Source organism: Alistipes sp. DJF_B185 (genome assembly GCF_964250025.1).
Classification (GTDB): Bacteria; Bacteroidota; Bacteroidia; order Bacteroidales; family Rikenellaceae; genus Alistipes; species Alistipes finegoldii.
The window spans coordinates 20,799-33,017 of record NZ_CAXUDY010000016.1 but is presented as its reverse complement, the minus strand read 5'-3'; the positions used below and the strand labels follow the sequence as shown (position 1 = coordinate 33,017).

The following is a 12,219-nucleotide window of genomic DNA, read 5'->3' as shown; positions in this document are numbered from 1 at the left end:
GTATTTAATTCAGGGAAAACTGCCGCGTCGAAGCGTCGAGCCGCACGGCGATGAACAACAAAATGGTAAACGCAATAAGCGACGAACCGCCATAGCTCATGAACGGCAACGGAATGCCCATCACAGGCATCAGGCCGATGGTCATGCCCACGTTCACCAGCACGTGGAACAACAGGATCGCGGCCACGCAGTAGCAGTAAATCCGGCCGAAAGGCTCCTGCTGCCGTTCGCCCATGCGCATCAGGCGCAGGATCAGCATGCAGAGCAGGGCCAGCACGACCATCGTCCCCAGAAAGCCCCACTCTTCGCCTACCGTACAGAAGATGAAGTCGGTATGCCGTTCGGGCACGAAGCCGTACTTGATCTGCGTGCCTTCGAGGAATCCCTTGCCCCAGAACCCGCCCGAACCGATGGCGATTTTCGACTGATTGACGTTGTAGTCCGTGCCGAGGGGATCGCTGATGATGCCCAGAAAACTCAGGATGCGGTCGCGCTGGTGCTGTTTGAGAATCGAATTGAAGATATAGTCGGTGGTGGGGAGGAAGATCATCGTGCAGAGAAAAAGCCCCACGGTAATCAGGGTGCTGCTCAGGTTCATGCGGAAGGCATAGACGAGCACGCCGACCAGCGACAGCAGCGTCACGGTCAGCAGGCAGGCGTGCAGGTCCATCACGCCGGGCGCGACGAGCGCCATCGTCATGCAGAGCAGGATGCTCGCCAGCGCCAGCGACGCCAGATAGATCAGGCGCGAGCGCCACTCCCCGGTCATCATCGCTTCGGAGAGCGTGCAGACCAGAATGATCGACACGAGCAGCGTCATGGGCGAAAGCAGGAACGACACGATGAACAGCGCGGCGATCAGCAGCACCGGGATGCAGAGCCACTTGTTGAGTCCCTCACGGTAAAGCACGAAGAGGAACGAGCCCAGTACGATACCCGAACCGGTGTCGTTCTGCAGGATGATGATGAAGAGCGGAATGCAGATCACCACGCCCACCTTGAAGAGGTCGCCCGGACGGTTGATCGAGAAGGAGTAGGCGCTCATCACGCGGGCCAGCGCGAGAGCCGTGGCGATCTTCACGAATTCGACGGGCTGCAGGCGGAACGAACCGAATTCGAACCACGCCTTGGCGCCATTCACCTCGCGGCCGAACAACAGCGCGCCCAGCAACAGCGCCAATCCCGCGAAATAGGCCGGATAGGCGAACATATGGTAGAACCGTTCGTCGAGCAGCAGCACCACGAGCGCCGTGGTCCACGCCACGCCGATCCACATCAGCTGCTTCATGTAGAAGTGCGAGAAGGAGAAGATATCGGCCGTGCCCTCGTCGTACGACGCCGAGGTGATCGACACCCACCCCGCCAGCACGATCAGCACGTACAGCAGGACCGTCCAGAGGTCCACTCCGTAAAAGATACTATGGCGGTTAGCGGTCATACGAAGGGTAATAGATGTTCATATTCTTGATATGCTCCAGCAGGGCCGGACGGCGGATCGTGTCGGTCAGGTAGTACTCCTCCAGCAGACTGGCGATCGGCAGGGCCGCCGAAGCGCCGAAACCGCCGTTTTCGACATAGACCGAAATGGCGATCTTCGGATTGTCCTTGGGCGCGAACGAGAGGAAGGTCGAGTGGTCGCGGCCGCGGGGATTCTCGGCCGTACCGGTCTTGCCGCAGACGTCGAGTCCTTCCAGACGCGCCGCCGTGGAGGTGCCGCCGACGTTGACGCCCCGCCACATGCCGTCGACGATCGGTTCGAAGTGCTTGGGATCGACCTTGGTATAGTGGCGTTCGTAAAAACGGCGGTCGAGCGAATCCTGCCCCTCGATCTTCTTGACGATATGCGGAATGTAGTAGTAGCCCCGGTTGGCGACGATGGCCGCGAGATTGGCCAGCTGCAAGGGCGTACAGCCCAGCGCATCCTGACCGATGGCCAGCGAAATGACCGTCAGCGAATTCCACGAACCCCTGTACTGGCGGTCGTAGTACGAGCGGTCGGGCACGTAGCCGTTGCCCTCGTCGAGGAAGTCGGAGCCGAGTTTGCGGCCGAAACCGAAACTCTCGACATACTCTTTCCAGACGTCGTAGCCGTCTTTCACGCTCTCGTATTTGCGGTTGTCGAGAATGTCGCGGAAGACATAGCAGAAATAGGCGTTGCACGAGGTCGCCACGGCGAAGCGCAGGTCCAGCGGCGAAGCGTGGGCGTGGCATTTCATGCGCCGGCGGCCGACCTGATAGCCTTCGTGGCAGACGTGCAGGTCCGAGGGCCTGAGCACGCCCTCCTGCAGCCCGATCAGGCCCTGCACGAGCTTGAAGGTCGATCCCGGCGGGTATTTGGCCTTCACGGCACGGCTGAAAAGCGGATGCCGCTTGTTGTAGATCATCTTCATGTAGTTGTTGCCGCGCTCCCGGCCGACCAGTTCGTCGGGATCGTACGTCGGCGAGGAGACCATCATCAGTATCTCGCCCGTCGAAGGTTCGATCGCCACGGCCGCCCCGACCTTGCCGCGCATCAGCTCCTCGCCCAGCAGCTGCAGGCGGGCGTCGATCGTGCTGACGAGGTAGCGCCCCGGTTCGGGCAGCGAGTCGTAAACGCCGTTCATATAGGAACCCTTGATCGCCCCGTGGGTGTCGATCTCCTGAATCTTCACGCCTTTCCGGCCTTTCAGCAGGGGTTCGTAAGCCGACTCCACGCCGCTCATACCCACATAATCGCCGGACTTGTAGTCCGGGTGGCGCTTCAGGAAATCGGCGTTCACCTCGCCCACGAATCCCAGCAGGTTGCCGCCCACCTTGCGGGGATAACGGCGGACCGTACGGTAGACGGCATAGAATCCCCGGAAGTTGCATTCGTCGAAACGCAGCTTGTCTTCCTTGGAGATATAGCTCGTCACCACGCGGGGCGCACGGGGGCGCATCCGGGCATTGGCAAGCTCCTTTTCGAGCTTTTCGCGCGAAAGGCCCAGCACCTCGCACATGCGCAGGGTGTCGAAGCCCTTCTTGTCGATCTCGCTGTAGATCACCATCAGGTCATAGCACTCGCGGCTCTGGACCAGATACTCCCCGTTGCGGTCGAAGACTTCGCCGCGCGGCGGATACTGCACCACATGGCGCAGCACGTTGGCTTTGGCCAGTTCGTTGTAGCGCGAGTCGACAAGCTGGATATAGGCCAGACGGCCGCCGATCAGCAGGAAGACGAAGAGCACCACGCACTGCAGGGTGCGCATCCGGACGAATCCTTCGGAGTCTCTCATACGCGCACGGGAAGTTTTGCGGTGAAAATACGGGCGATAATCCAGATAAAGGCCACCGACACGGCGCCGCTGACGACGATACGCACCAATGTACGCACGAGGTGCATCCACGAAAGGGCCTCAAGCGAGAAGAATACGGCATGGTGCAGGAGCACCAGCACGATCAGGTAATTCAGGAATACGCGCCGTCCGAGCCGCCCGGCGCAGGGGACGCCGCCTTCGCGGAGATCGTCACGGGTATACAGCGTCCGCAGGAGCGCCGGACGCACGAAGGCGACAAGCAGCGTGGCAATGGTGTTCACGCCCGCGGCTCCCATGGCGAAATCCATCGTCACGCCCATGGCCAGTCCCGACGCAAGCAGCGCCACGGGCGGCGTATCCAGCGGCAGCAGGGCGACGAACGCCACGTAGACGAGCGGATTGAGGTAGATGCTGATCGACAGGTTGTCGAACAGAAAGACCTGCAAAAGCACCGTCACGACGAAGAGCGAAATGTATGGAAGCGTTCTGTGCATTTAGTTCAGCCGGGTATGTTGTTCTACTTTTTCACTGTTCTGCAAATCGCGGATTTCGGTCAGGTCGCGGTTCTCGACCAGAATCACATCCGTCAGGCGCGACATTTCGGCCGCCAGCCGCACGCGCACCTTGAACGCCGTGCGGGTTTCGTTCAGCTCGGCGCTTTCGACCCAGCCGATCAGCACGTCGGCGGGAAAATACTGCGAGAAGCCCGTGGTCACGACCTCCTGTCCGGGCTGCGGATCGGCGTACTTCGACAGTTCGTCCAGCACCACGGTGTGAGGGTCGGCGCCGTCCCAGTAGATCGAACCGAAATAATCGGAGCCCACCAACTTGCCGCTGGCGCGGAACGAGGTGTTGAGCACCGACATCGCCACCGAATAGCGCTCCGTGCAGTCGACCACATAGCCCGCCATCGAGCCGTCGGACGCCAGCAGCGCCATCTCCTCGGCCACTCCGTCGCGGCGGCCGCGGTTGAGAACGACGAGGTTCTGCGCACGGTTGACCGTATTCGAAGCCACCGACGCGGTGATGACGCGGTATTTCGAGATTCCGACGTCCTGCATGTAGCTGTCCAGCCGCGCGGCGGTCTCGGCCTCCTCGTACACGGCCAGCCGCTCTTTCATCTCGGCCACGTGCGCGAGCAGGTCGCGGTTCTCGCGTCCGAGCGAAAAGTAATGCCGGATGCCCGCGAACATGCCGTGCACGCCGCCGACCACCTGATTCGAACGCGCCAGCAGCCGGGCCTGCGTGTAGTAGGTCGAGTGGGCGTAATAGCTGACGGCTATCGCTTCGAGCACGACGAAGAGCACCATGACATAGATGCTTCGGATAAACTCTAAGAGCTTGCGCACGGGTTCTCGTTAATTTAAGATTGCGGACACTATGCCCGCAATCCGTATTCATTTATTCACCTCTCACCTCCGGCCGGGCCGGAGTGCGTTACAACTATTTCATTAAGAACGAGAAGCGGTTGATGTTCTTCAGCGCGATGCCCGTACCGCGCGCAATGGCGCGCAGGGGGTCTTCGGCGATGTGGAACGGAATGCCGGTTTTCTCGTTCAGGCGCCGGTCCAGCCCCTTGATCAGAGCGCCGCCGCCGGCCAGATAGATGCCGTTCTTCACGATGTCGGCATACAGTTCGGGCGGCATCGATTCGAGCACCTTCATCAGCGCGGCATCGATCTTCGTGAGCGACTTTTCGAGCGCATAGGCGATCTCGCTGTAGCTGAGCGACACGGTCTGGGGCAGGGCCGTCAGCATGTTGGGACCCGTCACCACGAAGTCTTCGGGCTCCTCGTCCAGATCGGAGACGGCCGCACCGATCGAACACTTGATGGCTTCGGCCGTACGTTCGCCGATACGGATATTGTGCTGCTGGCGCACGTAGCTCTGAATGTCGTTGGTGAAGACGTCGCCGGCGGTGTTGATCGACTCGGAGCAGACGATGCCGCCCAGCGAGATGCAGGCGATCTCCGACGTGCCGCCGCCGATGTCGATGACCATGTTGCCTTCCGGAGCCTCGACGTCGAGACCGGCGCCCAGCGCCGCGGCCATCGGCTCGTAGATCATGTAGACCTCGCGGCCGCCGGCATGCTCGGCGGAGTCGCGCACGGCGCGGATTTCGACGTTGGTCGAACCCGACGGAATGCAGATCACCATACGCAGCGAGGGGGCGAAGAGACTGCCCGAAGTCTTGACTTTCTTGATCATGCCGCGCAGCATCAGCTCCGTGGCGTTGAAATCGGCGATCACGCCGTCCTTCAGCGGCCGGATCGTCTTGATGTTAGGGTTGGTCTTCTCGTGCATCTGGCGCGCCTGATGGCCGATGGCCACGACCTTGCCCGTATGCACGTCGAGCGCCACGATCGACGGTTCATCGACCACGACCTTGCCGTTGTAGATTATCAGCGTGTTGGCCGTACCGAGGTCGATGGCCAGCTCCTGTGTCAGTGAAAAAATTCCCATAGTGCTACACCCAACTGTTATATTTCCTTAATTATTTTATAATCAACGTTCTGTATCTCGCCCGGCCTAACCTCCCGCCGGGGCTGCCGCCGTAAGGCGACATATCCGGACAAAGGTAACAAAAAGCGAGGGATATTTTTACATTTTTTTATTATTTTTTTTAATTACATTTGTAGACCGAAACAATCGATCCGTACATGGAATACAAAATCGGAAAAGAGGCCCGCTGCGCCGTGATCGGCTACGGCAGCTGGGCGACGGCCATCGTGGGGCTGCTCGCCGCGAACGAAGCCCGCGTAGGCTGGTACGTCCGCAATCCCGAAGTGCTCGAAGGACTGCTCGGCGAAGGCCGCAACCCCCGCTATCTGAGCGACGTGGAGTTCGACCGCCGGCGCATCGCCCCCTCCGACGACCTCGAGGAGGTGGTCCGCGAAGCCGACATCGTCATTCTGGCCACTCCGTCGGCCTACCTCAAGACGTTCCTCGAACCGCTGACGGTCTCGCTGCAGGACAAATTCGTCGTCTCGGCCATCAAGGGCATCGTTCCCGGCGACTACAAGACCATCGTCGAATACGTCCACGACCGCTACGACCTGTCGTACAAACAGATCGGCATCATCACCGGCCCGTCGCACGCCGAGGAGGTCTCGCGCGGCAAGCTCTCCTACCTCACGGTGGTCTGCACCGACCCGGAGAACGCCCAGATGCTGGGCGAGAAATTCGCCACGGACTACATTCACCTGAGCTACTCGACCGACCTGTACGGCATCGAGTACGCCGCCATCCTGAAAAACATCTACGCCCTCTCGGTCGGCATCGCCGTCGGGCTGGGTTACGGCGACAACTTCCTCGCGGTGCTGATCGCCAACAGCGCCGGAGAGATGCGCCGTTTTCTGGAAGAGAGCTATCCGGCCGAGCGCGACACGCTGGTGTCGGGCTATCTGGGCGACCTGCTGGTGACCTGCTACTCGGTCTACAGCCGCAACCGGCGGCTGGGACTGCTCATCGGCCACGGCTGCACGGTCAAAAGCGCCCTCAACGAAATGACGATGGTCGCCGAAGGCTACTTCGCCGCCGACTGCATCCGTCACATCAACGCCCGCCACAAGATCGAAATGCCGATCGCCGAAATGGTTTACAACGTGCTCTACAAAGGGGCTTCGGCGCGCAAGTGCATGAAAGAACTGACATCCAAATTAATTTGACAATAACATGGAAACTCTGAAATTAGACATCTCCAAAACGGGCGTTGCGGTTTCGGCCGCAATGCAGGCCAAGGCGCAGGCGGCCAACGCCCTGCTCGAATCGGGCAAAGGCGCCGGCAGCGACTTCCTCGGCTGGGTGCACCTGCCCTCGTCGATCACGCCCGACCGGATCGAAGCCATCGAGAAGCAGGCCGCGAAGCTCCGCGAGAAGGCCGAAGTGATCATCTGCATCGGCATCGGCGGCTCGTATCTGGGCGCCAAGGCCGTGCTCGAAGCCATGAGCGATTCGTTCAAGTTCCTGCACAAGAAGCGAACGGAACCCGTCGTGGTGTTCGCAGGCCAGAACATCTCGGAGGATTACACCCACGAACTGCTCGAAGCCGTGAAGGAGTACTCGATCGCCACGATCGTCATCTCCAAGTCGGGAACCACGACCGAACCGGCCATCGCTTTCCGCCTGATCAAAGCCGAGATCGAAAAGCGTTACGGCAAGCAGGAAGCCGCCGAGCGCATCGTGGCCATCACCGACAAGGCGCGCGGCGCGCTGAAGACGCTCGCCGACAACGAGGGCTACCCGACGTTCGTCATTCCCGACGACGTGGGCGGACGCTTCTCGGTGCTGACTCCCGTGGGCCTGCTGCCGCTGGCGGCCGCCGGCGTGGACATCGCCGCACTGGTGCGCGGCGCGCAGGAGATGGAGCGCGCGACGGCCGACGGCACGCCGTTCGAAAAGAACCCGGCGGCAGTTTACGCAGCCGTGCGCAACGAGCTGTACGAAGGCGGCAAGAAGATCGAGATTCTCGGCTCCTACGAGCCGAAGCTCCAATACATCAACGAGTGGTGGAAACAGCTCTACGGCGAGAGCGAAGGCAAGGACGGCAAGGGCATCTTCCCGGCCAGCGTGACGCTGACGGCCGACCTGCACTCGATGGGACAGTATATTCAGGACGGCGAACGCACGCTGTTCGAAACGATCATTTCGGTCGCCGAACCCGCCGGCAAGGTAGTCGTCGAAGCCGACGGAGAGAATCTCGACGGCCTCAACTTCCTCGCAGGCAAGCGCATTTCGGAGATAAACCGCATGGCCGAGCTGGGCGTGCAGTTGGCCCACGTGGACGGCGGCGTCCCGAACATCCGCATCGAGATTCCGCAGATCGACGCGCATGCCGTCGGCTCGCTGCTCTACTTCTTCGAGCGCGCCTGCGGCATCAGCGGCTACATTCTCGGCGTCAATCCGTTCGACCAGCCCGGCGTGGAGGCGTACAAGAAGAATATGTTCGCCCTGCTGGACAAACCCGGCTACGAAGAGGCTTCGAAAGCCATCAAGGCACGGCTGTAACGCCCGCACATAAGGCAAGAAGGCGGAGTCTCCGGACTCCGCTTTTTATTTTGCCCGAATCTACCGGGGCCGTCCATGAAAAACAGCTTCCCGTTGGCACAAAAAATGCTTCCGGAAATTTATTCCACCGTCGATATGATTATGAAAGGACGTCCGTTATTGGTTCTGCTGCTGTTCGCGGCATCGGCAGTCATCCTCGCAGGGATGTACTACGCCGCAACGCGCGAGGGAACGACGACACGGCAGGACAAATGGGCCGGCGTGCTGTCGGACCTCGACGCATGCAGCCGCCGCAAGCACGTCAAATCGGCGCAGTACGACCATTTCGCGGGCATCGCCCGGCAAGAGCGGGAACACGACGCCGAACGGCTGTTCCGGGCCATGGCCCATGCCGAGCGACTTCAGGAGTACAACTGCGCCAACGCCATCGTCCGGCTCGGCGGCCGCTACGCACCGCCGGAGCACGTCACCGTTTTCCGGGGTACGACCGACGACAACCTGCGACGGAGCATCGACTTCGCACGCCGTCCGCCGGAGGAGCTGCATGCAGACGACATCGAGCGCGCCCTGCAAAGCGGCAACCGCTATGCGGCCCGCGTGCTGATCTGGGCGAGGTCCGGGGACATGCGGCATCTGGCGCTGATGGAGACCTGCCGCCGCCGGCTGGCGGCCAACGGACCTGCGGACGCACGGAATGAGATCGCCGGCAGGAGGGCAAATAATGGCACGGCAGGCGTCCCGGCGAACGGGACGGCCCGCGCTTCAGGACGCGGAACAGCAGAAGGTTCGGAAAACAGTCGGCCGGACGCTACGGCAGACAACGCACCGAAAGGCTATCTGGTCTGTCCGACCTGCGGCAACATCTATCCGGCGGGGTGCAGCGATTCCTACTGCCCCTGCTGCCTGACCGACGGGCGGAGGTTCGTCGCGTTCGAAGATTGACGCACCGCCGAATCCGGATTTTCACACGCCTTTCGCGAGCCGCGCGACCGAATCGGCCAGAGAGGATTCCCAGCGCACGTCGTATCCGAACCACCCGACATGGATCAGGGGCTTGGTTTTGCCGTGGAAATCGCTGCCGCAGGTCATCAAGGCCCCACGGCGCCGGACCAGCGGCGCGAAATAGGCGATCTGCCGATCATCGTGGTAATTATTGAAAACTTCCAATCCCTCGGCCCGCGCTCCAGCAACTTCTCGACGATACGCTCCCGGCCCCGCAGATTGAGTCCGGGATGCGCGACCACCGGCACGCCCCCGTTGTCGCGAACCAGCTCGACGGCGTCGCGGAAGCTCATATATTCCACCGGGACGAAAGCGGGCCTGCCCTGCGCGCCGAAGTCGAGGTGAAAGTTGATATAGGGCATATCTCCGCGCGCGCCGCCCTTCCGGTAGGGAGCCAGCAGCGGCGTATCGCATGCGGGGTCGGAGAGCATCACTTCGGCGATCAGCTCCAGCGTCGGCAGCTTGCCCGCCGCGGCGGCCAGCACGGCCTGCTCATCGACGGCGAAGCCCAGCCGACGGAGCTTCCCGACCGTCTCGCCGAACGACGCCATGACCTTGGCGGCGACGGTCTCTTCCAGCGCACGGAAATCGGGAGACTTCCAGTCGATGCGATAGCCCAGCAGATGCAGGTCCGTACCCTCGAAGCTGCAATCGATCTCGATACCCGGCACGAACTCCAATCCGGCCTGCAAAGCCCCGTCGCAGGCTTCGTCCAGCCCCCGCACGGTGTTATGGTCCGTCAAGGCGAAGAGGTCAACGCCCCCGGCGGCGCATTTGCCGACGATGTCGGCGGGACGGAACTCTCCGTCGCTGCTGTATTGCGAATGAATATGTAAATCGGCACGAATCATAAGCTACAATTATTATGGGCGCCCCTTTCAGGAATGTAAAGATAAGGACAAACGGCCGCAAAACAAAATCCGCCCCGGACGGACTTGCCGTTCGGGGCGGACCGTATCGTCCTGAGGCGGGAAACTACTCCTCCTCGGCCTCCTTCATGTTGTGGTAGACGTTGGTCACGTCGTCGTCCTCTTCGAGTTTCTCGACGAGTTTTTCGATCGACTCGCGGCCCTCGGCGTCCAGCTCCTTCGTATCGGTGGGCAGGTAAACCGACTCTCCCGACACGATCTCGTACCCCTTGTCGTCGAGCCATTTCTGGATGGCGCCGAACGACTCGTAGGGAGCGTAAACCGTAACGCCGTCCTCTTCGGGATAGAACTCGTCCACGCCCAGATCGATCATCTCCAGTTCGAGCTCCTCCATATCGACGCCTTCGGCCGGGCGGAACTTAAAGACGCACTTGTGGTCGAACATGAACGCCACGCTGCCGCTGTTGCCCAGCGTACCGCCGCATTTGTTGAAATACATGCGCACGTTGGCCACGGTGCGGTTGGTGTTGTCGGTCGCGGTCTCCACGAGGAATGCGATGCCGTGCGAGCCGTATCCTTCGTAGATGACCTCCTTGTAATCGGCGGCATCTTTCTCGGTGGCGCGCTTGATGGCGCGTTCGACGTTCTCCTTGGGCATGTTCTCGGCCTTGGCGTTCTGCATCAGAATACGCAGACGGGTGTTGCCCGAAGGATCGGGTCCGGCGGCCTTGACCGCGATCTCGATCTCTTTTCCCAGTTTGGTGAACGTGCGGGCCATATGTCCCCAACGCTTCATTTTACGCGCTTTGCGATACTCAAAAGCTCTTCCCATATGAATTTTTCGTTATTATTTTTCGTTCGTGGTGCAAAGGTATAAAATTAAGAATTAAAAATTAAGAATTACGGCCAAAATTTATTATGCGCGGCGCGTATGCGGATTTTGGGATATTTGTGTAATTTTGCGCAGCACTAAATCCGGTAATTATGGAAATCAAAAGCAGATTCGACCATTTCAACATCAACGTCACCGACCTCGGACGCAGTCTCCAATTTTACGACAAGGCGCTGGGCCTGAAAGAAACAGGCCGCAAGGAAGCGGGCGACGGAAGCTTCATACTGGTTTATCTGGGCGACGGGGAGACGGGATTCCGCCTCGAACTGACATGGCTGCGCGACCACGCCGGCGCCTATGAACTGGGCGAAAACGAGAGCCATCTCTGCATGCGCGTGGCGGGCGATTACGACGCCGTCCGCGAATACCACCGCGCCATGGGCTGCATCTGTTACGAGAATCACGACATGGGGCTTTATTTCATCAGCGATCCCGACGACTACTGGATCGAGGTGCTGCCCGTAAAATAAGCGGAATACCCATACGGCGTCATTCACGCGCCGCCGGCCGAAGCCGCGGCGCGCGAAACGGCGCAAAACCGCAGCGCATGCGGCCCGAAGGGCGGCGGCGCGTCAAAACAAACACCTATGCAAAACAACACCGAATTGCAGCGGGAGGCCGATGAGGCGGTCCGCGTGATGAAAGCGGGAGGCATCATCCTCTACCCCACCGACACGGTCTGGGGGCTGGGCTGCGACGCGACCAACGCCGAAGCCGTGGAGCGCATCTACAAACTCAAACGGAGCGAAAACAAGAAGTCGATGCTCGTGCTGTGCGCGTCGGCCGACATGGTCGTGCGCTACGTAAACAAGGCTCCCGGCATCGCGTTCGAGGTCATGGAGCTGGCGACCAGCCCGCTGACGGCGATCCTTCCGGGAGCGGCCGGCGTCGCCGAGAACCTGATTCCCGAAGAGCGGACGCTCGGCGTGCGGATTCCCGACCACGAATTCTGCCGCCGGATACTGCGGGGGCTGGGGCGGCCCGTGGTCTCGACCTCGGCCAACATTTCGGGCGAGGCGACGCCCGCAGGACTCGCCGAAGTGTCGCGCGAGATCATCGACGGCGTCGATTTCGTCGTCAATCCCCGCTTCGAGGGCAAGCCCACGAAAAAGGCGTCGTCGATCATCGCCTTCGGCGAGGGCGGCGAAGTGAAAATCATACGCGAATAACACAC

General features: G+C 60.8%; 13 protein-coding genes. 5 read left to right on the top strand and 8 right to left on the bottom strand.

Annotation, left to right across the window (positions count from 1 at the left end; all coding sequences use genetic code 11):
• Window positions 1-4: 4 nt before the first annotated feature.
• The 5 genes from rodA to ACESTR_RS13955 form a co-directional block, all read right to left on the bottom strand.
• Window positions 5-1,438, bottom strand: coding sequence for a rod shape-determining protein RodA (gene rodA / locus ACESTR_RS13975; RefSeq protein ID WP_014775677.1), 1,434 nt, complete (start codon window positions 1,436-1,438; stop codon window positions 5-7).
• Window positions 1,428-3,254: a peptidoglycan D,D-transpeptidase FtsI family protein gene (locus ACESTR_RS13970; protein WP_009596417.1), complete on the bottom strand. Its 1,827-nt coding sequence runs from the start codon at window positions 3,252-3,254 to the stop codon at window positions 1,428-1,430. Before ACESTR_RS13970 ends, rodA begins: the two co-directional genes overlap by 11 nt.
• Window positions 3,251-3,769 carry a rod shape-determining protein MreD gene (locus ACESTR_RS13965; protein ID WP_373179377.1) on the bottom strand — a complete coding sequence of 173 codons (519 nt, stop codon included), beginning with the start codon at window positions 3,767-3,769 and terminating at the stop codon, window positions 3,251-3,253. Before ACESTR_RS13965 ends, ACESTR_RS13970 begins: the two co-directional genes overlap by 4 nt.
• Entirely contained in the window at window positions 3,770-4,624 is an 855-nt protein-coding gene (gene mreC / locus ACESTR_RS13960) for a rod shape-determining protein MreC (RefSeq protein ID WP_014775675.1), read from the bottom strand.
• Between the two features lie 94 nt (window positions 4,625-4,718).
• Window positions 4,719-5,738 (bottom strand): rod shape-determining protein, encoded by a 1,020-nt coding sequence (locus ACESTR_RS13955; RefSeq protein ID WP_009596510.1) that lies wholly within the window; start codon window positions 5,736-5,738, stop codon window positions 4,719-4,721.
• A 197-nt stretch (window positions 5,739-5,935) separates the two neighbouring features.
• On the opposite strand from ACESTR_RS13955, the gene ACESTR_RS13950 reads away from it, so the two are divergent.
• The 3 genes from ACESTR_RS13950 to ACESTR_RS13940 all read left to right on the top strand — a co-directional run bounded on the left by ACESTR_RS13950 (window position 5,936) and on the right by ACESTR_RS13940 (window position 9,224).
• A complete protein-coding gene (locus ACESTR_RS13950; protein ID WP_278974792.1) occupies window positions 5,936-6,943 on the top strand; it encodes an NAD(P)H-dependent glycerol-3-phosphate dehydrogenase in 1,008 nt (335 codons plus the stop codon).
• Window positions 6,944-6,950: 7 nt separating this feature from the next.
• Window positions 6,951-8,282, top strand: coding sequence for a glucose-6-phosphate isomerase (locus ACESTR_RS13945; protein ID WP_009596512.1), 1,332 nt, complete (start codon window positions 6,951-6,953; stop codon window positions 8,280-8,282).
• Window positions 8,283-8,417: 135 nt separating this feature from the next.
• On the top strand, window positions 8,418-9,224 hold the full coding sequence (locus tag ACESTR_RS13940; protein WP_276807282.1) for a rubrerythrin family protein: 807 nt from the start codon (window positions 8,418-8,420) through the stop codon (window positions 9,222-9,224).
• Window positions 9,225-9,245: 21 nt separating this feature from the next.
• Here the strand turns inward: ACESTR_RS13940 and ACESTR_RS13935 are convergent, their stop codons facing one another.
• The 3 genes from ACESTR_RS13935 to ACESTR_RS13925 form a co-directional block, all read right to left on the bottom strand.
• Window positions 9,246-9,374, bottom strand: coding sequence for a hypothetical protein (locus ACESTR_RS13935; RefSeq protein WP_278714077.1), 129 nt, complete (start codon window positions 9,372-9,374; stop codon window positions 9,246-9,248).
• Window positions 9,371-10,135, bottom strand: coding sequence for a PHP domain-containing protein (locus ACESTR_RS13930; protein ID WP_278714076.1), 765 nt, complete (start codon window positions 10,133-10,135; stop codon window positions 9,371-9,373). The genes ACESTR_RS13935 and ACESTR_RS13930 overlap by 4 nt, the downstream gene beginning before the upstream one ends.
• A gap of 124 nt (window positions 10,136-10,259) precedes the next feature.
• Window positions 10,260-10,985: a YebC/PmpR family DNA-binding transcriptional regulator gene (locus ACESTR_RS13925; RefSeq protein ID WP_022043937.1), complete on the bottom strand. Its 726-nt coding sequence runs from the start codon at window positions 10,983-10,985 to the stop codon at window positions 10,260-10,262.
• Between the two features lie 152 nt (window positions 10,986-11,137).
• On the opposite strand from ACESTR_RS13925, the gene ACESTR_RS13920 reads away from it, so the two are divergent.
• Both ACESTR_RS13920 and ACESTR_RS13915 read left to right on the top strand, forming a co-directional pair.
• Window positions 11,138-11,515, top strand: coding sequence for a VOC family protein (locus tag ACESTR_RS13920; protein WP_014775671.1), 378 nt, complete (start codon window positions 11,138-11,140; stop codon window positions 11,513-11,515).
• A gap of 117 nt (window positions 11,516-11,632) precedes the next feature.
• Window positions 11,633-12,214 carry an L-threonylcarbamoyladenylate synthase gene (locus tag ACESTR_RS13915; RefSeq protein WP_009596392.1) on the top strand — a complete coding sequence of 194 codons (582 nt, stop codon included), beginning with the start codon at window positions 11,633-11,635 and terminating at the stop codon, window positions 12,212-12,214.
• Window positions 12,215-12,219: the final 5 nt, after the last annotated feature.